This is a genomic window from Williamsoniiplasma luminosum (assembly GCF_002803985.1).
GTDB classification, from domain to species: Bacteria; Bacillota_I; Bacilli_A; order Mycoplasmatales; family Mycoplasmataceae; genus Williamsoniiplasma; species Williamsoniiplasma luminosum.
In genome coordinates, this window is record NZ_CP024963.1 from 724,382 (window position 1) to 749,214 (window position 24,833).

Here is a 24,833-nt window from a genome sequence, read left to right on the forward strand (position 1 = left end):
CCTTCTTATCTTTTTAATTATAACTTACAAAATAATAAAAACTAAAAAAGTAAGGTTAACCTTACTTCAAAATTACAATTTTTTACTTTTTCTTTTGGTTTTTGCCAAAGCGATTTTTTCATCTTCTTCAACCATTTTAGAAACGATATGACGATTTCTTTGTCATGCTTCACGACTTCAATGATAGGCATAAAAAGTAATGAAATCTCAAAGCAAAATTCCAATTGATGGAACGAGTGCTAATCCAATTGCAGCAAAGAACATGGCAATTGTATTTTGATTTCACCCATGTTCACCAAAACTGATTAATTTAAATACATGATCATTTAAAACAGGAGTGAAGATAAAAATTATATTCAATAATAAAGCAATTAAAGAAGCATACACTAATGGTTTTGAAATTGAAAAACTAATTTTATTGGTCGCTTTTCAATTCGATAATTTGATCAAGTGGGCAAAAATTAAGGGAGCAAAAGTGATTGAAATAAATAACGCTGTGCGTCCAAAAATAATTGCATTTTCTTGTTGGGCAACTGAGAAATTAGCACTATGAATAACTTCTCATCATCATGAAGTTTGACCCTTTGAAATTTCCAAAATTAAAGCTTCTGGGGTAAAGGCCATTCCTAAATAAAATGCTCCCACAGAAACAATGGTCATGACGATCACAATTTTCAAAATTGGAATTAGTAAACCGTTGAGTAAACCGTTACTTCCGGTTTTGGGTGGTAAATTCATCAATGTTGAATCTAATGGCCCCATCCCAATGGCAATGGCTAAACATGATTCCACAACTAAGTTGACATACAAAATATCAACAGCGTTCAGTGGAGCGGTGTTATTGATTATTGATAAAATCAAGATTGTTAAAACGTTCGCAAAATTATATCCCATCAACAAAACAATTGAACGTCTAATTTTTTGAAAAACGTTTCTCCCTTCGTTAACACCTTTCATAATGGTACTGAAATTATCATCGGTTAAAATTACATCAGCGGCTTGTTTAGCAACATCAGTTCCAGTAATTCCCATTGCCACTCCAATTTCAGCTTTGGCAAGGGAAGGAGCATCATTTACTCCATCTCCAGTCATCGAAACGATATTGCCTTTTTCTTGAAGTAAATTCACAATTCGCACTTTGTGTTCCGGATTAACCCGCGCAAAAACTTTAATATTATCAATGATTCTTAAAAGGTCAACATCACTCATTGCTTCTAAAACATCCGAGCTCATCACTTCATATTCGGTATATGCTAAATTTAAATCTCGAGCAATTGCCAGTGCAGTAATTGCGTGATCACCTGTAATCATCACAACTCTGATTCCAGAGTTGTGAGCTTCTGCAACTGCTTGAACTGCTTCAGGACGGACAGGGTCGATCATTCCAACAGCTCCAATAAAAATTAAGTTTTGCTCCAAATCATCTTGATTGTCTAAATCATCATAGCCATCATTATAAGCAAATGCTAAAACACGCAATGCTTGATCAGATAGTTTTTTAGCATGATTTAGAATTTCTTTTTTTAATTTTGGCGTAAATTTCATGATTTTGTTATCAATCAAAATTCTAGTTGTGACGTGCAACAACTGATCGATTGCACCTTTGGTGAAAATAATATTTTCACCATTGACTTTGTTGACTGTACTCATCAATTTTCTTTCACTATCAAAAGGCATTTCATCAATTCGTTGTCATTTTTTTCGAGCGACAGTTTCATGAACGCCCATTATTTCAGCAAAATCCACTAATGCTAATTCAGTTGGATCTCCAATTCTTTCTTCACCTTCAGTGACAGAGTCATTTGGTAAAACTAAACCTTTTAACATCAGATCTTTGTGTTCATCTAAATTAGTATCAATAAATTCTTGATCAGTTAAAATTTTGTTATTTCAAATCATTCTTTTAACAGTCATTTTATTTTGGGTTAGCGTTCCGGTTTTATCAGTACAAATCACATTAACACTTCCCAAAGTTTCAACTGAAGATAATTTTTTAACGATTACATTTTCTTTAACCATTCTTTTAGTTGAAAAGGAAAGTGTGATTGAAACAATCGCGCTTAAAGATTCGGGAATCACCCCAATTGCCAAAGTTATTGCAATAATTAAAAAACTAGATCAACCATCTTTTTCACCAATCACCATCATGATTGTGAAAAAAAGCACTCCAATGGTTACAGCAACCAAACTAATTCAGTAACTAAATTTTTTGATTTTTTTGGCTAGTGGTGTTTCTTTATCTGAGTTTTCATTAATTGTTTGTGAAATTTTACCAATTTCAGTATTAATTCCAGTTTTGGTCACAACCCCAATTCCACGACCAGTCGTGGTAAAAGTTGACATAAAAACAACGTTTTTTAATTCAGCTAGAATTGGTGTTGAATTTTGTTGTTGATTTGATTTTTCAACTGGTAATGATTCACCAGTTAAAACAGATTCATCAACCATTAAATCTGAAGCTTCAATAATTCTTAATTCTGCTGGAATGTATTTTCCAGCTTCTAAAATAACAATATCTCCAACCACTAAATTTTCAGCATCAATTTCTTTTTGTTGTCCATCACGAATCACAACAGCTCGTGGTTTAGATAAGGATTTTAAAGCATCAACAGATTTCCGCGCTTTCATCGTTTGGACTGTTTGCAAAATCGCATCAAGTACAACAATTAAAATAATAACAATAAATTCAATAAAATCTTCTCATGTCATCGCTTCACTTCAACGCCCAAACCTTGGGGCAAGAACCGAAATGATTGCAGCTGTCATCAAAAGAATTTGAATTGGTTCAATTAAACTCAATCCAAAAATAATGTATCAAGGTCTTTGTTTTTTAATTGGTAAAACGTTGCGACCATTAATTTTTAAACGTTGATTAACTTCTGTTTCATTTAAACCATTTTTATAATCAGTTTTTAAACTCGATTCTGTTTCTTTTAAATTGTTATTTTCAAAATTATTCATTATTACTCTCTTCCATCTAATAATTCTACAAGTACATTATAAACCAAATTAATGTTGGTTTTATTCGTGTTAGATACTTTTAAAAAGGTATCATTTTCATCAAAATTAAGAATTTTTTTGATACTTTTTTCATTTTTTTGAATGTCATTTTTTTTCAATTTATCTAATTTTGTTCCAATCATCAAAACTTTTAAATCAACTTCTTTTAAGAAGTTGTACATTTGTAAATCATCAGCTGTTGGATCGTGTCGCATGTCAACTAACATACAAACTCCAACAAGATTATTTCGATTAGTTAAATAGTCATCCATCATTTCACCAAACGCCATTTTTTGAGCAAGATTAACCTTGGCATAACCATATCCTGGAGCATCAACAATTCTAAATTGACCATTATTAATATTAAAGAAATTTAATAATCTTGTTTTCCCGGGAGCAGAACTAGTTTTGGCTAATTTATTTTGATTAGTGATCGCATTGATAAAAGTAGATTTACCAACATTAGACCTTCCAACAAAGCAAATTTCATCAACCCCATCGTCTATTCATCCACTTTTATCAGCAGCTGATTTAATAAATGTTGCAGTTTTAATCATTTTTTCTCCTTAATCAAATTTATTAGGAATATTTAATTCCTTAATCAAATCTTTTATCTTGTAATTATACCTTATTTTAGCTTTTTCAATGTTGCCAATAACCTCTTGGTCTTTTCACATAATCACAATTCATTTTCTTTTCAAATCATTTTCAATACTCATCAGTTCTTGAACTGGAATCATTGAATCTAAAAAAACTAAATTATTGTTTTTGAAAATAAAAATGATTCCAGACATCAATTTTCTTTCAAATAAGATAATAAAAATTGAAAACGTAATCATTCCAATTGAAAATGAACCAATGATTCAATTAAAAGCTGTTAATTTGAATGTATTGGCAACATGAACAACAAAAATGATAGTAATAACGAGAAAAAAACTTACAAAACAACAAATGATGATTCAATGTATTAATCACATTTTACGATTTTCTCAAAAAACTACTTCCTGTTGTTGAAATTTTTTAAGTTGAAAAATATCATTTGTTGTTTTGTAAAGAAAAAATGCAGTAATTATAAAAATTACAATTGTCAGAACAAATGTTGAAATTGCGATACTATTCATTTTTTTCTCCTTTGATTAGATTATTAATAATTAAAACAATGATTGGATCAATTAACAAAAAATCATAAACACTTTTTTTTGTATGCAATATAACTCCTTTGAATAAAGTTTTTCGATTAGGAATCATCGAAATATAAGCTTTAAGCACATCGTTTAAATTGATTTCTAAATTTGCTTGACCCTCTCTTTGAATAATAATTCTTTTATTTGACACAAAAATGTTTCCTTTGGATTGATTTGCACTTGATTTTAAAAACAATTTATAAGCTGATTTTAAAGGTAAAAAACTTTCATTGTCATAATAATCATCGAGAAAATCAGCTTGATAATCGTATTTTTCCATATTTTTAAATTGCTTATTTTTTTTAGTTGAAATATTCATTTCAATATCAGATTCTAAAAATAAAATTTTCTCGCCTTTTGGTAATTGTCAATTTATCTTAATTGGTTTGATTTGTTTAAAATCAAACTCTAATTTCATATTTTCAAAGTCTTGAAAATATTTTTTTCTTTCAGCAATTAGTGGGGTGTGTTTTTTGGAATAAAAAAATGCTAAAAAACCAACAAAAATTAATGTTGCTAACCAGATTCCACCTATAATAATTAACGCTAGAATTTTAACATCTATCATTTGTCTTAATTTTCTTCATCCATTTCTGACAAGCTTTGTTCTCAAAAGTTTATCAATAAAATAATTGATTCATTAAAAATTAATCAATTAAAAATTTGGGCAATGTTACTTTCTTTGATTTTGAATTGATTCATTAGTAATTCGATTAAAATCGAATTACCTTCATTAAATTCGTTGAAATCTTCTTCTTTGATCAAAATATTTAAAACCTTATTAAAAGCATCATCAACTTTTAAACCTTGATTAATTTCATTTTTAATTGATAAATATTTTTCTTTGATCAATTCAATAACTTGAGCTTTGCTAAACTCAATAATTTGTTCTTCAGTCTCGTTTTCATCATTGTCAATATTAGAAATTATTTCGTTTAATTGACCATCATTTTCTAAAATTTTTGCTAAATTAGTTGCTAAATATAAATATGACATAACCTTAAATTGGTCTAAATTGGCTTTTGAAGCAATTGTTTTTTCGAAATCCTTGGCTAAATTCACCAAAGTTTCAGCCGTGCATTCAAAATCTTCTAATTTTTCTAGATCATTAAAATTATCAATTAATATGTTCAAGCGACTAGTATCGACTTGTTCTTGTCTTAACTCTTCTTCTAAAAATTCTAAATTTGCAATTATTAAACCTAAAGCTGGTTCAAAAAAATTTAACTCTAATTCTTTTTTATTTATACTCATAGGCCACCTCTTATTATTCTTTCATTTAAATTATATCTCATATTACTTTTATATATAATCTAATATAGAGCAAAGGAGAGTTTATGATCGAATTTTTAAAATTAGCAGAGATAAAACCACAAGATATCAACAATTTAAGACACATTTCACCATGGTGAAATAAAATGATTAATAAGCAAATTAAGAAGTTGCAAAAAATCATGTTGAACTTCAAAACTAACCCGTTAGATTTTTGAAAACAAGAGCGTTTTGAAGTGGATGATTATGAATTAATGTTTAGATCAATTAATAATTATTTAAATTTTTATAATCAGAAAATTAGTCACATTTTAACCAGTAAAAAAGCATTTAAAAAATTTGAAAAATGAATCGCAACTTATGCAAACACTTTAGGGTTTGCATCAGGGATTTATTTCATGATGCAATATTTTAACCACCTTGAAAATAATGAAGTAGAAGATAAAAAAGCATTTGCAATTGAGTTATCAAAAAAAAGATTAGATGATGTTTATGATCGTTATAAAAGAGAGATTAAAAAAATCTTGCATCATGATGATGAATTAGCACAAATTTATAAATTTGAAATGGTTGAATTCAAAACCGAAAAAAACATTTATATTGATTACCAATTAATTTTTAAAACGATTGTCAAATTTATTACTAATTTAAATCTGCAAAAAAAATTAGATGATAATGTCTTTTTGAAAGTTTTATATCACACAATTATTGTTGCCAACTTTATTCACGCTTATGTTTACTTTTCAACAAATTTAATTAAAAGAATAATATAATCTAGTGCATGGAGGCAAAATGAAATTTAATTTAAAACAAGAATTTAAACAACAATATTTGATGGACTGAAAATTTTGATTCAAAGCGTTAGCTGGTTCATTCTTATTATGTTTAATTATCGCAATGTATATTAAAGGTTTAGTTGAAATCGGAGCATTGAAAAATAAATTAATCGAAAATTTAAAAAATATGGACGGTTACAAACAATCTGAAGTTATTGCATATTTAAATACTTTAAAAGGGACTGAACTTTATGACAAAATGACATGAATTTCTTTAAATATGAACTTTGTGAATGAAAGTGGAAGTTTAGATAAAGTCTTAAAAGGCTTTATGATTGGTGCTAATTTTGGTGATTCAACAATTCAAACATTCTCATACTTTACAACTTTAAGTAATATTGCAGTTGGAGTTTGATTGCTGTTAGCAGCATTCAAACCTCAAAATGAAGGTAAAAAAGGTTTCTTAAGTTATGGCATGACTTTGGTTGTAACAACTTATATCACAATTACAATGTTGATTTATAACGGAATGTTATTACCACAAATGCTAGCGTCTGGTCGAAACTTAACCCCCGTTGGTTGATTAGAAAGTGTTGTTGAACATATGGTGATGCCACTTGCATTTATTCTTTACATTTGTTTCTTCTTCAAATCAGAAGTTTGTTATACAAAAAAACAATTTATGAAAAAAGAATGATGAAAACAACTTTTAGTTTTAGCAATTTATGCAGTTTACATTATGGTTCGAGGAGAAATGCGATACCAAGGTGAAAAACCAAAAAGTACACAATACCCTTACTTTTTCATGGATATTCATGCTGATAATATGATGGGAATGCCGGGATGAGCATGATTGATTATTGCAATGATCTTCGTAATTGCTATTTGTTTAGGTTTCTCAATGATTTATCACATTATTTTGACAAAAAGAAACAGCAAAAACATTAACCAAGTAAATTAGGTTTACTTTAAAAACAAAAAAACTCTTTTATACGAGCGATAATCTCAAAATTATCAAGTATCAAAAGAGTTTTTTTGTTTGGAAAATTAGAAATAAAAAAGCACAATGTTTGAACATTGTGCTAACTGATGCATGAAAATTAATTATTTCTTTTTAGCTGTCAGAGCAATATTTAATTCTTCTAATTGTGCTGAGCTGACATAATCAGGGGCATTGCTCATCGGATCAATTCCTGATGAATTTTTAGGGAAAGCAATGACATCACGAATTGATTCAGCGTGACTTAATAACATTGCAATACGGTCTAAACCAAGAGCAATTCCGGCATGATATGGTGCCCCATATTTATAAGCATTGATAAATCAACCAAAATTAGATTCAATTGTTTCTGGAGGCATTTCAATTGCTTTAAACATACGATCTTGAATGCTTGGGTCAGTAATTCGTTGACTTCCGCCCCCAATTTCAAATCCATTTAAAACGATATCATAAGCATTGGCAAGTGCTTGTTTTTTGTTTAAATCAAAATCTTGTAACGATTCTTTTTTAGGCATTGTAAATGGATGGTGAGCAGCCACATACCTGTTTTCTTCTTCACTAAATTCAAATAATGGGAAATCTACAACTCAAAGAATTTCATATTTATTCGGATCAGCTAAATTAAATTGTTTAGCTAAAGTTGTGCGAATTGCCCCCATTGCTTGAGAAATGATTTCATATTTTTCCTTATTAACTAACAATGTTCCTTTATTTTGAATGTTAAATTCTTTTAAGATTGCTGCTTTTTCTTGTTCAGACAATTGACCAGCAATTGAACCTGTTCAATTGCCATTTTCATATTTAACAAATCCCAAATTATTTAAATGGTTTTGTTTAGCCACTTGTTCAAGTTCTGCTATTTGAGTTTTGTTTAATAATTCATCAATCATAACACCTTTAATTTTTGCGTTTTGATCAGAATTTATTTGGAATAACTTGATTTGGTTTTCAGCAAAAATGTTTGTTAAATCATGAATTTTTAAATCATATCTTAAATCAGGTTTATCAACTCCATAAAGTTCAATCGCGTCTTTATATTGGAGTCTTTTAAACGGGGTTGATAATTTAACACCTTTGATTTCTCAAAGAATTTCTTTCATTAAATTTTCAATAATGAAAATGATGTCTTCACCAGTGGCAAAACTCATTTCCATATCCAATTGAGTGAATTCGGGTTGACGATCAATTCTTAAATCTTCATCTCTAAAACATTTTACAATTTGATAATAGCGATCAATTCCAGAAATCATTAACAACTGTTTATATAATTGTGGCGATTGTGGAAGGGCATAAAATTTATTTTCATTTAATCTTGATGGGACTAAGAAATCTCTTGCCCCTTCTGGGGTTGCTTTTCCAAAAATTGGGGTTTCAACTTCTAAAAAATTTAGATTTTCTAAATTTTTTCGAATTACAGAATTTAATTTAGCTCTTGTAATTAAATTCTGTTGCATGTTTGGACGACGTAAATCTAAATATCGGTAAGTTAGTCTGGTGTCTTCTAAAGATTCAATCTGATCTTCGATTTGAAATGGAGTTAATTCAGCTTTATTAATAATTTTGATTTCATCAACTTTAACTTCAATCTCTCCAGTTGATAAATCATGATTTTTAGCTTTGCGTTCAAGAACGATTCCCTCAATTTCAATGACAAATTCAACTTTGATTTCTTTTGCTTGTGACTCGTCTAAAATAAGTTGGGTGATGCCATAACGATCTCTGATGTCAACAAAAGTCATTCCACCCATTTTACGAATTTTTTTAACTCATCCTTGCAAAATGACATTTTGGTCAACGTTTTGGATTGTTAATTGACCACAATTATGTGTTCTTTTCATTATTTACCTGCTTTCATTTCTTCTACTAAATCTGAAATTTTAACTTCAGTTTGGGTTTTATTAATTTGATTTTTAATCACAATTTTTTGGGTTTCGATTTCATTATCACCAATCACAATCACATTTTTTGCTTGTAATTTTTCTGCTTGTTTAAAATTTGATTTTAAACTTCGGTTTAAATAATCTGTTTCAACTTTAATGTTGTTATTTCTTAAATCTCTAATGATTTCTAGATTTAAAATCATTGCTTCTGGGCTTAAAGCAATTGTATAAAGATCAATTCCATGATCATGATTTAAATTAATTTGATTTTCTTCTAAAATCAAAATTAATCGTTCCACTCCCATTGCAAAACCAATGGCTGGTAAATCAGGACCATCTAAATCTTTGACCAAATTGTTATATCTACCTCCAGCAATAATTGTTGATTGAGAACCTAAACTTGATTCTAAATATTTTAATTCAAAAATTAAACCTGTGTAATAATCAAGACCTCGCACTAAACGTTGATTAATGTTAATTTTCAAGCCAATTTTTTTACCAGCTTCTAAAATCTGTTGGAATCTTGCTTCATCTTCTTTTGATAAAAAACTGGTCATTTTAGGAGCAGTTTTAAATTTATTGAAATCAATTTTGCAATCCAAAGTTCTTAAAGGATTTTTATGAATTCTAACTTCGCAATCATCACATAAATCATCAAAATCAACTAAAAATTTTGTTAATTCTTTAATGTAAATTTCACGTTGTTTGCCAGTCACCAAATAATTAAGATCTAATTCTACTTTAGTATCGATTTTAATTGCTTTTGTGATTGAATCTAACATTGCAAGAATTTCAATATCTTGATAAACACTATCAACACCAAGAATTTCTACGCCAATTTGTTCAAATTGGCGATAGCGTCCAGTTTGAGGTCTTTCATATCTAAACATTGGACCAACATAATAAAGCTTTAATGGAAGAAATTCTGGGGCGTATAATTTGTTTTCAATCAAACTCCTCACAATTGGGGCTGTGCCTTCGGGACGTAAAACAAATTCACGACCTTTTTTATCGAAAAATTCATACATTTCTTTGGATACAACATCACTTGTTTCTCCGACAGAACGGACAAACAATTCCTTTGCTTCAAAAATTGGTGTTCTTATTTCATTTAAATTATATGTTTTCAGAACGTTTATAATTGTGTTTTCTAAATCATTATATTGTTTTGATTTTATTTCGAAAATATCTTGGGTTCCTCTTGGTTTTTGAATCATTTTATCACCTTAATCACTATGTTTTTAACATATAAATTATACATTAACTAAGTGAAAATAAAAAAAGTGATGTAAATCACTTTAAAATTTAAGATTCCATTTCACGTTCAACAGTTTGGATGGCTGAAAGTGATTTTAAAGTACTCATAATCATCGATAATTGATCAGAATTTTGGACTTTAACTTTGATTGTTCCTGTTGCTAAAAGTTTCTTTTCATCATTTGAAATTTTGATCGAATTAATCGCTGTTTTAGTACTAGTTAATGCTTTGGAAATATCATAAATTAAATTTGGTTGATCATTGGCAAAAAATTTAATTTTGGTAATGTAGAAATTTTTTTGAAACATGTTTGGGTTTCAACTAACATCAATTGTTCTTTCGTTTTCCACAACATTTGGACATTGAACAAGATGAACTTTAATCCCATGCCCTTTTGAAACATAACCAATAATGTTTTCTGTTGGAATTGGTAAACAACAAGATGCGATTTGGACTTTCAAATTATCAATTCCACTCACTAAAATATCATTTTTGTAATCATTATTAACTGTTTTTTTAGCACTATTCATTGATTCCAGCGCAATCGCATCTTTGGAAATGCTGTGATCAATAAAAACTTGATCAACAGCATTGGCAATTGTGTATTCACCTCGATGAATACCAAGGAAAAAATCTTCCATACTTGAATAACCTAATTTTTTGATTTTTTCTAAAATAATATTTGGATTATCTTTTTTACGTTTCAATTCATGTTGATTGATATATGAAATAATATTATTTTCAATTCGATCAGCGATAATTTTGTTTTCATCTTTTTTATCTTTGATATTAGCTTCTTTCATTTCGCTAATTAAATATTTTTTAATCCGATTTCGAGCATTACTCGTTTGAACCATTTTTAATCATTCATGAGTTGGGTGTTGTTTGGAAGAAGTTTTAATTTCAACAAGTTGACCAGAATTTAAAATAGTGTTAATTGGGTAAAAAATTCCATCAATTTTAGCACCCATCGCGTGTTGACCAACTTCTGTATGAATACGATAAGCAAAATCCAAAACTGTTGAACCAAATGGCAGTGAAATAATTTTTTTGTCTGGGGTTAAAATATAAATCATTTCTGTGAAAAAGTCTTGCTTTAAGACTTTTTCAATATTTTCTTCTTGATTATCATTTCCAGATGATTGATCTAAATCAATAATTCTTTTAAAAATATCGATTTTTTCATCAATTTCTTTTTGTTTTTTATTGATATCAATTTTCTCATCAGTTTTGTAAGCTCAATGGGCGGCGGCTCCAGTTTCAGCAATATCATCCATTCCCTCTGTTCTAATTTGAACTTCAAAAATATTTCCAAAATGGTCTGAAAGTGTTGTATGTAAAGATTGATAAACACCATTTTTTGGTGTCGCAATATAGTCTTTAAACCTTCCCGCAAGTGGGGTGTATTTATTGTGTAAAAAACCTAAAATTTTATAACAATCATCATTGCTTTTAGCAATGATTCTAATTGCTAAAAGGTCTTTTAAATCTTCAAATGAATGATTAAATTGATGCATCTTACGATAAACAGAATAGATAGTTTTCGGGCGACCAAAAATATCAACAATTTTAATATGTTTTTCTTTTCTTAAATATGATTCAATTTCAATCATTAAGTGATTAATGGTTTCGTAACGTTGAACCTCATTGGTTTTCATTAATTCTTGAATTTTGTTATATTCTTCTGGATTCAAAATTTGAAACGACATATCTTCTAAGGCAGTTTTAACTTGCTTCATTCCAATTCGATGAGCAATTGATGAATAAGTTTCTAAAGTTTCCTTGGCAATAATTTGTTGTTTTTCTTTGGAAAGATTTTCAATCGTTAACATGTTGTGTAAACGGTCGGCAAATTTAATAATAATCACCCGAATATCTTTAGCCATTGATAAATAAATTTTTCTTAAATATTCACCTTTTTGTTGCTCACGGTTTTCCTTGGCAAAATAACTAACTTTAGTAATTGCTTCAACTAAACCGGCAACTTCTTCACCGAATTTATTTGCCAACATCGGAGCAGTGATCGGAGTGTCTTCTAAAATATCGTGCAATAGTCCGGCAATAATTGTTTTTGGTCCCATTTTGAATTGGGCTAAATAATAAGCAGTTGACAACGGGTGAAAAATATATGGATCATTATTTTTGCGTTTTTGGCCTTTGTGATTCAGTTCAGCAAAAATATAAGCGTCTTTAATTGCTTTTAAATCCTTTTTAGAACTAATATAAGTTTGTAAAATTCGATTCAATTGTTCAAATTGTTCAATTTGAACAATGTCTAGTTTTTTTCTGGTTCATTTAGTTCGATTGATTGAAATTAATGCCATCGTAATCACCTTTGTTTCTATATCATATATTTTACAATAAAAATAAAATGGCCAAAGCCATTTTATCTTAATATTCAACTAATGCTTGAAAGCGGATATCATCAAAATTAATATTTGGATGTAATTTTGTTAAATCACCAACAACACTTAGACCAACAATTTTAGCATCTTGCATTTTGACAAGTTCTCTGATTGCCTTAATTGTGCCTCCGGTTGCAAGAATATCATCAACAATCACAACTTTGTCACCATTTTTTAAATCATCTTGATGAACTTGTAAATGGTTTGACCCATATTCTAAATCATAACTCACATCAAAAACTGGTCTTGGTAATTTGCCTGGTTTGCGAATTAAAACTAATTTCTTTTTAGTTTTATATGCAACGGCACTGGCGAAAATGAAACCGCGTGCTTCGGGGGCAACAATTGCATCTGCTTGGCAATCTAAAACAAATTCTGACATTTGATCAACAACTTGTTGAAAAACCTCAGGGTTAGTCAAAATTGGGGTTACATCTTTAAAGTCGATACCTGGAAGCGGAAAATGTTGAACATCTAAAATATATTTTTTAATATCGATCATTTTCTCTCCTAATCATTAATTCCAGCAATAATTTGTTCTTCAGCTGAAACTTTCATTTTTGTCACAAATTTTTTGTACGCATATTTCATTCTAATGCGTTGTCTTTCTAATTTTACCCAGATTGGTAAAACAATACATAACATCACAATAATTGTCACAGGCACTCCAACTAGCATAGTTACACCCATAATTGCAATTGGGGGTAAAGTTACTGCTGCAACTAATCCAACTAACATATAAAGAATTGAAATCACAACAGCTCTGTAAAGTCCAAATTTAAAGACTTTGTCAAAAACTTCTGATAAAAATTTATTCTTGTTAGATTCAATTTTTATTTCTTGTTTTAATTCATAAATTGCCACACGGCTTTTTTCAATCAATGCTTTTTTCTCTTGAATAAATGCTTGTTTTAATTCTTTATAAAGTTTTTTATCTTTCAGATCTTCAGTGTGTTCTTCAAATTTATTCTTATGTTCACGAATCGCTTTTCTTAGATCTTTTCTGATGTGTTTGATTTTAATTTGTAAATCAATTTCAGTTTCAAAACTTTCATTAATTTCTTCTTCGTTTTTAGATTTAATGATTGATTTTCCTTTGCCTAAAAATAAGATTCCAGTTGCAAAGGCAAAACTAATGACAGCCATTGCTCCTGCTAAAATTTCGATTGAGAAAGGAATTCTTAAAACTAATACAATTGTAACTACAAGTGCTAAGGCGATAATTATTCCTAAAGCTAAAGCCACATAATAAGTTCATTTAAATCTAATTAACATATAAACAAATAAGGCTAATAAAACAATTGCAATTGTAATTAAAATTTCTTTAATTTGAGTGAAAGTTGTTAATGGTGAAATAGCAAGTACCAAGATCTGACCTTCTGCATTTTGAGTAGGAACAGTGTCAGGTGTATAGTTACCACTTTTACCAGCTAATCTATAAATTACATTTCTAAATTCTGTAGATTTATTAATAATATCTGATGTTGTTTCAAAAGAAACTCAAGGTCTCTTTTTCTCAGTATTTCAAGATAGATCAATTGCTGAATAATCAGGACCAGATGAAATTTTCAAGTTTTTCATACGAACGATATTGTTGTTACCAGATAAATTATCTAATAAATTATTCGCGAAAATATAGCGATACATTCTTTCGACTGATAAAGATGAGTATTTTTCTGGATTAATTTTTTCACCTTCTTTAAGTGAATTTTTTAATTCATTTTCCACTTCTTTGTCAATGGCACGCAATTTATCAGTTATTTCTTTATTAGTGTTTTCATCAAATTTAAAATCAATAATTCCATTTTTAACTTGACCTTGGAATTCAGATACATAATTACCTTGAATGTAAGTGGTTGTTCCACTTCCAAAATTTGGTGAGTAATTTAGTCCTGCTAAACCAGTTACTAAACTTGAAATAAATAGTAAGACACCAGTAATAATTAATGTGATGATTCCAATTTTTTTAGAATTACTTTCCAATTTAACAATTTTGTTTTCTTTAATTTTATTAATATCGTTGACTGGAGTTTGGTCTCATTCACTTGTTAAGTGTGATAAAAATTGAACTTTCTTTAACAAGTGTTTGTGGAATTGTTGTTGAAAGAAATTTTGTTTTTTATCTTGGTTCGAAATTTTTGCTAATTTAAGTTCTGAATGTTTGATTTTTTTAGTTCATTTTTCAAATTGCTTTTGTTGTTGTTTTTCATATTTCGCTAATTTAGCTTGATAAATTTTGGCATTTTTTGCTTTTAATTTATCAATCTGATCTTGAATTTTCTTAATTTTAATTAACTCGTTAGAACTCAATTGTTTTTTAAATGAATAAGCTTCAATTTTCTTTTCTTTATATTCAATTAAACTGTGGCAAATAAAACTTCCTTGATAATCGACACTTGTGTCGATTGGTAATAATCATGAAACTTTATTTAAAATTTGCGTTTTAGTTGTAAAGTAAATTAAAACTCTTAAAACTATGATACTGAAAATGAAAACAAAGAATAATCCTAATGCTGTAATTGTTGCAAAGTTTTTTAAGAACCCTGATCCAATTCAAAATAAGATGATTGATGGCAAGATTGTGGCTAATAAGACATCAACCCCAATTCCTAATGTTTCTTTATGTGAAATATTAAATGATGTTGTTAAAGGTCTTTTTTCAATGTAAATATTGGTTTTAAAACTTTCAAAGAGCACAATACTAATATCAAAGGATAAACCAACAACAATAAATAAGATGGCAATAAATTCTGGACCAAATGAGATTGAAAATATCACACTCATTAAAATGGTTAAAGAGCCAATAATTGCTGCAATGATAATTGCAAATAGCCCCAATAGGCGATAAAAGAAAAGAATAAAGATTGCAATCGCGATGGCAATAAGAATTAAAATTGTTAATGAAACAATAAACATTGTAGTGCTAATGATTGATTGTGCATCTTCAATTGACATCACTGTAAAAATTAAATTTTTAGTTGTTTGAGCAATTTTGGCTGTTACTTGTTTAGCAGTTGTATAGTTTTTAGTTGGAATAAAGAAGTTGTTGCTTAAAATTGAAGCACCACCTGTGCTTGGTTGTTGAGTTTCTTCTTTAATGGTTCCTGAAAAAATAAAGTTGTTTTTAAATAAGTCTTCTTTAAAACTTGTTCTAATTTCTTTTTTAGTTTCATCATAAATTACAGGAACTATGTATTTGGTTAAAATATTAAATGCTTTGGTAACATTCATTTTTTGGCCATTATATTCAATCTCTTTTGAATATCTTCCAGATTTTTTTGAATCAAAATCTTGGCCAATTGAGTTTGAATCGTAAATGTATTTATTAATATCATTATTGAATGCAAATCTATGGTTTGAATCACCATCAGCAAAGAATGCTGTTTTTAGTTGTTCTGCTGTACTTGAATTTTCTTCATTGAATAAATTAGCTTTCTTATCAATTTCTCAACTTCCAGATGTTGTTTTTTTTCATTTTTTACCTGTAAAAAAATCATTAAATACATTTTTGACAGTTGTTTTTTCTTCTTGCTTTTCAATTTTTTCAATATTGCCTTTGATTCCACTAATTGCTTCAAACAATGCTGCAATAAATTTTTCTCTATCTTTATCGGTTGTGGCAAAACTTAAATAATTTCTAAAAGTATCCAATGCATTAGAAGCATCGACAAGAAAAGTTAAAGCTGGTGTTGATGCTTTTTGTTCTGTGGTTGCTGTGATCATTTTTTTTAAATTATCATTTTGTAAATCGAATTGAATAAAAGGGTAGTTATTTTGTCCAATATGTTTAGAAACAGCAGAAGAAGCACCAATAATTTTGCTAACTGCTTCTTTTTCGACTAAATCAGTTTTAAAACCAAGTTTTGTCATCAATTCAGAATTTAGCATTACATCTTCATTGTTGTTTAAAATAAACAACCCACCAGTTGATTGAATAGCATTTTTAAATAATTCTTGGTTATTAGAATAAAGTTCTTTTGGAGCATAAACAATTGCACGTGATTTACCAGCAATATCAACTTGAATATTTCCATCTGAAAAAGGTGATAATTTAGATTGTAAAGCTTCCGCTCCTTCTTTAGAATCTCCTGGTTTTAAACTTCATTCATCATCCTTACCACTTCTCTCTGATTTAGAGACATTAACAATGGCTTTAAAATTCCCATGATATTGATATCCTAACTTCATTCCGTTTGATGCTTGGATAGCAGAAAAAATCAAACCAAAAAGAAGAGCCAAAAAAATGAAAGCTAGTATTAACATATGAATAATTTTTTTGGTTTCGATTTTTTTATTTTTCATTAATTTCATTCTTTTTTAATTATAAACTATTTTTTTATTTTGATTTTTAGTAAGTTTGTTTTTTATTCCTAATTTTCTTGGTTTTTTGCTTTATTCGCTTTCAAATCAGTTTTTGTTTGTAATTTATATTCTTTACGAATTTGTTCATTTTGTTCTTTAATTGTTTTTAAAATGGCTTCATCTTCAATTTTTTTGGATCATTCTTTGTTATTTTGAATTTTATGTAAAATGAATTCATCTTTTTTTCCAGTCTTTAATTCAATATTTTCCCTACCTTTAACTCCTCTTGTTCTTAAAACGTTAAAGTTCATGTCAGGGTCTAGAGCTGCCACTCCTTTTTCTAAAGCTTTTCAGTTAATAACAGTAATTGTAATTACTAATGTGTGCTTATTGGCAATGGTGTGTGGACTTTGCATTTTTGATTCTCATTCAAAAACTTCATTTCGATATCCTGAATTGAATAAAAATCTTTTAACATCTTCTGGTTTGGTTGTAGAGATGAAAATGGTACGGAATTTATATTTAGGATAAATTGCAGTGATTACCAATGATTGAACAATAATCAAAATCACTGAAGCAAATCATGAAGGACCTAAAATAAATTTAAATTGCATTAAAAGTGTACTTCCATTTGAATAACCTTCAAACATTGAGTCAGCTGCTAGATAACCAGCTATTTGCATTCCGGATTCACGAGTGCCATTAAATTTTTCTGCTAACTCAATAATTTTACTTGGCACAAATGGAGAATGATTGCCTGGTGCAGCTCAACTTTTAATACCATCAACCATTTGATATCATTGATCATTGGTTAAATTATTTAAAACATCTAATTTAATTGGTTCATTAATATCTGCGGTTTTTAACAAAAACGTATTCATAATAACCACAAGTGTTAAAATAACAAAATTTAAATTACGATTAATTGAACCAATATTTTTGTTTTTGCGGGTTGAAAAATACATGGTAAGAAAATCACTTCCTCCAGACGAAGAACCGATTTTATAAACCAATGCATAACTAGCCCCTAAAACCAGACCTCCAATTACTGCAAAAACAAATAATCAAATTGCTGAGTTTCATTCATTGGGAATTTTAGAAATCAATTGGTAATTAATGATCATATGTCATTCAGTTGGATTAATCACTGGAATAAATCTAATTATTCAGTCAAATGCTGTTGAAAACAGGATATACAACAAAGTTGTTAATGTAAATCTAAAACCTAATTTTCAAAATCCAAAAATTACTAATGGAATATTTAAAGCAGCATAGTAGACGAAATATAAACTCGATTGGTTTTCAACATTATGTGTACTTATAATTGCTAAAAAACGGGTTATAGAACCTAACCCTCCAGGAAATAATCCTGTTTTTCCAGTTGTCGAAATAAAGTAGTTTAATGCAATTGTGGTCATTAAAGCACCAAAAGCAACCATCATCACGTCTTTTCAAAATGCTTGGCGCAAATACATTTTTTTTTCTAAAAATTTTTGCGCTTTAAGCATTAATTGATCTTTGTTTTTTTGAAAATTAGGCAATGCCTTAATTTTCGCTTCATGCTCATTAGTTAAAGTTAAGGTCTTTTTTTTCTTGGTTTGTTCATCAAAAATAATAATTCTTCTCATAATATTCTTCCCGTTATTGATTATTCGTCAAACAACACTTCGCGGCGTTTTTTGTACTTATCTTTTTTAATTTTATCAATAGATTCTTGAATATGTTTTCTTCTTTTCTTCTTTTTGATTTGATCAAGTTCAGCTTTACGTTTTTTCTTATAACCTGGTTTAATTTTAACATTTTTATATTTATTCAAAACTTGTTGTGATTCATTGTCAACATCAACTGGTTTTTTCTTCTTGGTTTTGGGAGTAATTTCTGTTAATTGACCATCATTAAATTTTGCAATCGCAAAATTAATCCCCAATTGTTCAAGTTGTTGAATTTGTGCTTTATTTTCAATGTTATCTAAAATATAACTAATTCCATGCAATTTATTTCTTCCAGTTCGTCCAGAACGATGGATATAATAACTTAAATCTCTTGGTAAATTAATTGAAATCACATGTGTCACACCTTCAATATCAACCCCACGTGCAGCAACATCAGTTGCGACAACGTATTTGAATTCATTATTCTTAATTCTTTTTAACATTGAAGTTCTAGTTCTTGGTTGAAGATCTGCATGCATTTCTCCAACATGATCAACTCCTTGTTTTCTTAAAATATGAACAATTTTAGAAACATCATTTTTATTGTTAACAAAAATTAAAACTAAAAATGGATTAATTGATTTAACAATATTTGCCAAAGTCAATTCTAATTCTTTGTTTTTTGTGTCAATCAAAATGTGTTTAACATTACTAGTTGAAGGTTTTGATTGTGAATCATCAACAAAATAACTATTTTTAATATATTTTTTTAAATAATGTTGTAACGGACTGTTGATTGTGGCTGAGAAAAAAGATAAAACTAAATCTTTTTTCATTTTATGGAGAATAAAATCAACTTCTTCAATGAAACCTAAATCGAAAATCATGTCGCATTCATCAACAACAACATAGTTTGCACTTGTTAATTTTAAAGCGTCCATTGAATATAATTCATTCAATCTAGTTGGAGTTCCAATTGCGATTGTTGGTTGTTTTTTATTCAGTGCTTCTTGGTCTTTTTTGATATCTTCTCCCCCAATATAAAGTCCAACCGAAATTCTTGGTTCATGTTTTATAAATGGTTTAACATTTTCAAATATTTGTTTGGCTAATTCTCGTGTTGGAACAATAATTAAAGCTTGAACTTTATTAGGTTGTTCAAAATCAATATTATTTAAAATAGGCAACAAAAAAGAATGTGTTTTACCTGTTCCAGTATGTGCTAAAGCAATCACATTCTTATGTTTTTTGATCAATGGAATGACCTTTTCTTGGATTGATGTGGGGTTAGTAAAATGCAGATCATCCAAAGTATCATTTACATATTTTTTGAAACTAAAATTTTTAAAGTTCATATTTTTCTCCTATTTTTTATATTGTCTTTGGATATCATATCCTAAAACAATAACTTCTTTGTTAAACGCATTTGTTAATATTTTTTGTAAATCAATTACAAAATGATTTTCCATATAATGTCCTAAATTTAATAAATTTATTTGGTTATCATTTGCATAAATTCAATGATGCCACTTAACTTCACCAGTTACAAAAGTTGCATTTTGTAATTGATTTACAACCATTGATTCACTAGCACTTCCGGGAACTAAAACAAAATTTTGAATCAATGTATTGTCATTTCAATTTAAATTTACCAAATCATCATTTGAAGCAAATATTTGCTTCATTTTTTCTCTTAAAACTTTTAAAGCAATAGGAGATCTTAATTTAATTTCTGTTCCTTCTTTAAATTTTCCAAAGGCACTAATCTTTTTAACATGAAAATGTTCATCGAAGATATTTAAAATCGGATTGTTTGGAGAATTATCAAAATTTGTATGAATTGAATAAACGTCAATATTGTGACTATTTAATTTTTTAATCATTATTTTTTTAGCTTGGTTCTTTTTTTCATCACTTAATTCTGCAAAAACAAAAGGGTGACGCGAAATAATTAAATCCACTTTTTCTTGAATCGCCATTTCAACAACTTGGTTATTGATATCTAAACATGTCAATATTTTTTGAACATCTTTGTTAATATCAAAATCTTTTTTTGGGTTAATGATTTGTAAACCAACCTTGTCTCAATCAGCTGCTAAAGAAATCGGGAATTTCTTATCTAAATATTTTAAAATTTTGATTAATTCCATAATTGAACATATTCCTTCATTTGTTTTATTTTATTGAAAAGCTTTAATTTGGCATCTTCATCATTTTCAATTTTTAAAAATATTTTTTCTAAAAATTGAATTTGGTTTTCTAAATATATTTTATACTCCAAATTTTGCTCAAACCATTTAAAGTCTCCTAGAAAAATATTTTCTAGTTTTTTTGCTGGTTTTTGTTTATTAATTCAAATTAATCAATAACGATGTTTTTGGTCAATGAAGAAACTTTCATATTGAATAAAATAATTTTTAGCAATTGTAAATTTTCTGATTTGTTCAATTTCGGTGTTTGAACAAATCAAATAATTTTTAATTTTATCATTATCCTTGTTAAGAATTTCGAGAATTGTTCCACTACCTAAACCTGCTAAAAAACAATATTCTATTTCATCACTAATTTGAGTGGTGAATGCCAATCCATCACTTAAAATGGTTGGGATTTCTTTTTGAAAATTGTGCTTTTGAATATTTTTTTCAGCAATTTTTAAAGGTTTTGCATTAATATCAACGGCATAAACTTTTTTAACAATTTTATTTTTAATTAAATTGATTGGTAAAAGACCATGATCAGTTCCGATATCTGCTGCAACAAAATCACCAGGTGGAATTAAATTTACAAGTGTTTGCAATCTTTTTGAAAGCATTTTAACCTTTATAAAATTCTTTCAACAATTTACCAAGTTTGTTGGCATTATTCGGTGCTTTTAATTTGCGTACTGTTTTCGCTTCAATTTGACGAATACGTTCACGAGTTAAATTCAATTCTTTTCCAACTTCTTCTAATGTTTTTGGTGAATCATATTTGGTTAATTGTTCTAAAATAATTGGATTTTTAAAAGTTCTTACTTTTTGAATTGATGTATCAATATGAATTTCCAATGATTTGGCTGAATCTTTCAAGTCAGATGCAAGTGGATCGTTGCACTCTTCAGCTAACCTGATTAAAGTTCTTAATTTAGTTGGAACAATTCCATAACGCATACGAATCACTTTTTCTTCACGTGGACTCATTTCAGCGAAAACTTGGTCAATAACTTCTTTTAGAACTTCTTTTTCAGCAAATTCATTTGGAGATAACATATCTTTGTCTTCAACAAAATCTCCAAAGTGAGTATCGTCTTCATCTCCAAATGGTTTTTCTAATGAAACTGGTTCAACACTAATTTTTTTGATTTCAACAACTTTTTCAGGAGTAATTCCCCCACCAATGCCTTCAGCAATTTCAGCATTTGTCGGTTCACGCCCTAATTCTTGGGTTAATTGTCTTTCAATTCTGGCTAATTTATTAATTGTTTCGACCATATGAACTGGAATTCTAATAGTTCTAGCTTGGTCAGCAATTGCACGAGTAATTGCTTGACGAATTCATCAAGTTGCATAAGTTGAAAATTTAAATCCTTTTGAGTAATCAAATTTATCAACAGCCTTCATCAAACCAATGTTTCCTTCTTCGATTAAATCTGAAAAATCCAATCCACGATTTAAATGTTTACGAGCAACTGAAATAACAAGTTTTAAGTTAGATTCAATTAATTTAAACTTTCCTTCTTCAACTTCTTCAGGATCTTCTGATTCCAACATTTGCGCATAAATAATTTCTTCTGCTTTAGTTAAAACTTTTGATGAACCAATTTTGTTGAAATAAGCTTTAATAATGTCTTGAATTTTAGTTTCGTTACTAATTGATCCAACTCTATATTTAATTGCTTGTGATTCTTTTGCATCTTTTTTGGCTTTTTCAGCTGCCAATCGGTGTTCTTTGAATTCTTTACTAAAGTCCTCATCCTCATCTTCATGTTCTTCTTCTAAAGCTAATGCAACATGATCTAAATCTTCGATTATTTCTTCTTCATCTTCTAAAACAATATCTTCATGGTTAGTGAAAACAGTTCCATTTTTTTCTAAACTTTCAAAGATCACATCATGTTCTTCATCTGTAAAAAATGAAAGATTCTTAACAAGCGCTTCTTGAATTTCGTCCATTTCTAATGTTCCATTTTTTTTGACAAAATTGATGACATAATCAACGAATTCATCTACTGTTGCAATCTTTTTAAGTTCTGCCCCTTTTAATTTATTTTTTTTAGCCATGTTTATTTATTTCCTCTAATTTTTTCTAATTTCATAATTTCCTTGGTTAAGGCATCTTTCATTTTTGCATATGACTTTTTGATTTGAAAATCTTTTGCTTCTTTTAATCTAATATCCAATTCATCTCTTTCTTTAATTTTCTTAAAAATTTCTAAGGTTAAGAATGAATCATCCAAACTTTTTTGGGTAAATTCTATATTGTTTAATGGTGTCGTCACAATGTCCATCAGTGCAATTGAAGAATCTAAATTAGATTCTTCAATCAGCTTTAAAATCTTTTTTAAATCGTGTCCTGCGTATTGGTGATTCTTATATTTTTTGATCACTTCTTCAATGACCAAACGCATATCAACGTTGCCAATTAAATCTATTTTGTTTGAAATAGTTTCTAAAAATTCATTTGTGTTAAGTAAATTAACTAAAATTTTATTTTCAGCAATTGCTTCACCATTTTTAGATTTTGGTTTCAAATTATCTTTTTTGGTTGGTGTTGAAATCACCACTTGTTTACTCACTTCATCATTTTGATACCCAGTATTAAAATGATGGTTATTGGTGAATGCATCATAATATTTTTTAATAACATCGATATTCATATTGGTTATTTTGGCAAGTTCATTTAGAAATGTTTCATTCACAATTAAATCGTTACTCATTTGAATAAATTCAAATGTCTCATTTAAATATTTTTTTAATCAGTCTGGATTTGATACATCATTTTCCTGATAAAGTTTTTCAATCACAAATTTGATTGGATGAATCGATTTTTCAATCATTATTTTTAAGATTTCTTGTTTGCCTTGATTAATTAATTCGTCTGGATCGTATTTAGTATCATTATTGACAATTGTGACTTTGATATTTTGTTGTAATAATTTTTTTGCAATTTTTAATGTTGCTTGAACCCCAGGACCATCTCCATCCAAAAATAAAATAATTTTAGATTTTAATTTCTTAAATAATTTAAGATGAAACTCACTCAAACTAGTCCCCATTAAAGCAATGGAGTTTTCGATTCCAATTCTTTTTAATGCAATCACATCCATAAAACCTTCTAAAACAATAAGTTCTTTTTTCATGTTGATAATTTTCAAAACATTGTTGATATTGTATGCAAGTTCTGACTTTTTGAAGACTATTGTTTCACGACTATTAACATATTTTGGAGTGATTTCTTCCATGGTTCTGGCTGAAAATCCAATAATTTTGTCATCTTCATTTTTGATTGGAAAAATAATTCGATCAAAGAAATAATCATAAACCTTGCCATCTTTAAGCGTAATTAATTCCGCTGCTAATAATTGCTTTTGTTCATAACCTTTTTCAATCAACTTATCATAAAGTTTAATATTTTTAGCAGCAAATCCAATATCTCAATATTCAATTTCGCTTTTCGAAATGTTTCTTTTTTGCAAATATTCCATGGCTTTCACACCTTCAATCGAATAAATGATGGTTTTAAATAAATTCATTGCTTGTTCATTAATTTCAAAAATCTTTTCTTGTTGAGATGTATGTTTACTTCTTTGTTCACTATTTTTAATTTCGTCAAGATTGATACCAGCATTTTTAGCGACTTCAATTAATGATGTAATAAAATCCACACGTTTAAAATTTTTAACAAAATCAATTGCATTACCACTAGCTCCACATGAAAAACATTTATAAATTTTCTTTTCTGGAGATATTGACATCGATGGTTCACTATCATTGTGAAAAGGACAGACCGCTCAAAAATTACGACCTTTTTTATGAGTTGATACATATACAGAAATTATCGAAACAATATCTGCTTTATTTAAAATTTCGTCAATTTTTTCTTTTGAGATATTCGTCATAATCCTC

General features: G+C 28.4%; 18 protein-coding genes. 2 read left to right on the forward strand and 16 right to left on the reverse strand.

The window, feature by feature from the left end; all coding sequences use genetic code 4:
* Positions 1–72: 72 nt before the first annotated feature.
* From ELUMI_RS03215 to ELUMI_RS03235, 5 genes are read right to left on the reverse strand one after another with little or no spacing between them, the layout of a single operon-like run.
* The gene (locus ELUMI_RS03215; protein WP_025734201.1) at positions 73–2,961 is read right to left on the reverse strand and encodes a cation-translocating P-type ATPase; all 2,889 of its coding nucleotides are present in this window, start codon (positions 2,959–2,961) and stop codon (positions 73–75) included.
* A 2-nt stretch (positions 2,962–2,963) separates the two neighbouring features.
* Complete coding sequence (gene yihA / locus ELUMI_RS03220; protein ID WP_025734200.1) at positions 2,964–3,557, reverse strand: ribosome biogenesis GTP-binding protein YihA/YsxC; 594 nt, start codon at positions 3,555–3,557, stop codon at positions 2,964–2,966.
* Positions 3,558–3,566: 9 nt separating this feature from the next.
* Complete coding sequence (locus ELUMI_RS03225; RefSeq protein ID WP_025734199.1) at positions 3,567–4,121, reverse strand: DUF2721 domain-containing protein; 555 nt, start codon at positions 4,119–4,121, stop codon at positions 3,567–3,569.
* Entirely contained in the window at positions 4,114–4,752 is a 639-nt protein-coding gene (locus ELUMI_RS03230) for a hypothetical protein (protein WP_025734198.1), read from the reverse strand. Before ELUMI_RS03230 ends, ELUMI_RS03225 begins: the two co-directional genes overlap by 8 nt.
* Positions 4,753–4,757: 5 nt before the next feature.
* Positions 4,758–5,438 carry a hypothetical protein gene (locus ELUMI_RS03235; RefSeq protein ID WP_025734197.1) on the reverse strand — a complete coding sequence of 227 codons (681 nt, stop codon included), beginning with the start codon at positions 5,436–5,438 and terminating at the stop codon, positions 4,758–4,760.
* A gap of 83 nt (positions 5,439–5,521) precedes the next feature.
* Here ELUMI_RS03235 and ELUMI_RS03240 point away from each other — a divergent pair, with 83 nt between their 5' ends.
* Positions 5,522–6,229 carry a hypothetical protein gene (locus tag ELUMI_RS03240; RefSeq protein WP_025734196.1) on the forward strand — a complete coding sequence of 236 codons (708 nt, stop codon included), beginning with the start codon at positions 5,522–5,524 and terminating at the stop codon, positions 6,227–6,229.
* Between the two features lie 19 nt (positions 6,230–6,248).
* The gene (locus ELUMI_RS03245; protein WP_025734195.1) at positions 6,249–7,193 is read left to right on the forward strand and encodes a Pr6Pr family membrane protein; all 945 of its coding nucleotides are present in this window, start codon (positions 6,249–6,251) and stop codon (positions 7,191–7,193) included.
* A 143-nt stretch (positions 7,194–7,336) separates the two neighbouring features.
* Here the strand turns inward: ELUMI_RS03245 and aspS are convergent, their stop codons facing one another.
* The 11 genes from aspS to dnaG form a co-directional block, all read right to left on the reverse strand.
* Positions 7,337–9,070: an aspartate--tRNA ligase gene (gene aspS / locus ELUMI_RS03250; RefSeq protein ID WP_025734194.1), complete on the reverse strand. Its 1,734-nt coding sequence runs from the start codon at positions 9,068–9,070 to the stop codon at positions 7,337–7,339.
* Complete coding sequence (gene hisS, locus ELUMI_RS03255; RefSeq protein ID WP_025734193.1) at positions 9,070–10,329, reverse strand: histidine--tRNA ligase; 1,260 nt, start codon at positions 10,327–10,329, stop codon at positions 9,070–9,072. Before hisS ends, aspS begins: the two co-directional genes overlap by 1 nt.
* Before the next feature lie 88 nt (positions 10,330–10,417).
* Entirely contained in the window at positions 10,418–12,694 is a 2,277-nt protein-coding gene (locus ELUMI_RS03260) for a RelA/SpoT family protein (RefSeq protein WP_051449461.1), read from the reverse strand.
* Positions 12,695–12,761: 67 nt separating this feature from the next.
* Positions 12,762–13,277: an adenine phosphoribosyltransferase gene (locus ELUMI_RS03265; protein ID WP_232695334.1), complete on the reverse strand. Its 516-nt coding sequence runs from the start codon at positions 13,275–13,277 to the stop codon at positions 12,762–12,764.
* Between the two features lie 8 nt (positions 13,278–13,285).
* Complete coding sequence (locus tag ELUMI_RS03270) at positions 13,286–17,077, reverse strand: protein translocase SecDF, variant type (RefSeq protein ID WP_025734190.1); 3,792 nt, start codon at positions 17,075–17,077, stop codon at positions 13,286–13,288.
* Positions 17,078–17,145: 68 nt separating this feature from the next.
* Positions 17,146–18,705 (reverse strand): YitT family ABC transporter, encoded by a 1,560-nt coding sequence (locus ELUMI_RS03275; protein WP_025734189.1) that lies wholly within the window; start codon positions 18,703–18,705, stop codon positions 17,146–17,148.
* 20 nt (positions 18,706–18,725) lie between these two features.
* Positions 18,726–20,084: a DEAD/DEAH box helicase gene (locus ELUMI_RS03280; RefSeq protein ID WP_025734188.1), complete on the reverse strand. Its 1,359-nt coding sequence runs from the start codon at positions 20,082–20,084 to the stop codon at positions 18,726–18,728.
* A 9-nt stretch (positions 20,085–20,093) separates the two neighbouring features.
* Entirely contained in the window at positions 20,094–20,879 is a 786-nt protein-coding gene (locus ELUMI_RS03285; protein ID WP_025734187.1) for a Nif3-like dinuclear metal center hexameric protein, read from the reverse strand.
* The gene (locus ELUMI_RS03290; RefSeq protein WP_025734186.1) at positions 20,870–21,541 is read right to left on the reverse strand and encodes a tRNA (adenine(22)-N(1))-methyltransferase; all 672 of its coding nucleotides are present in this window, start codon (positions 21,539–21,541) and stop codon (positions 20,870–20,872) included. The genes ELUMI_RS03285 and ELUMI_RS03290 overlap by 10 nt, the downstream gene beginning before the upstream one ends.
* A gap of 1 nt (position 21,542) precedes the next feature.
* Positions 21,543–22,988, reverse strand: a complete 1,446-nt coding sequence (locus ELUMI_RS03295; protein WP_025734185.1) for a sigma-70 family RNA polymerase sigma factor — start codon at positions 22,986–22,988, stop codon at positions 21,543–21,545.
* A gap of 2 nt (positions 22,989–22,990) precedes the next feature.
* Positions 22,991–24,826 carry a DNA primase gene (gene dnaG, locus ELUMI_RS03300; protein ID WP_025734184.1) on the reverse strand — a complete coding sequence of 612 codons (1,836 nt, stop codon included), beginning with the start codon at positions 24,824–24,826 and terminating at the stop codon, positions 22,991–22,993.
* Between the last annotated feature and the right edge of the window lie 7 nt (positions 24,827–24,833).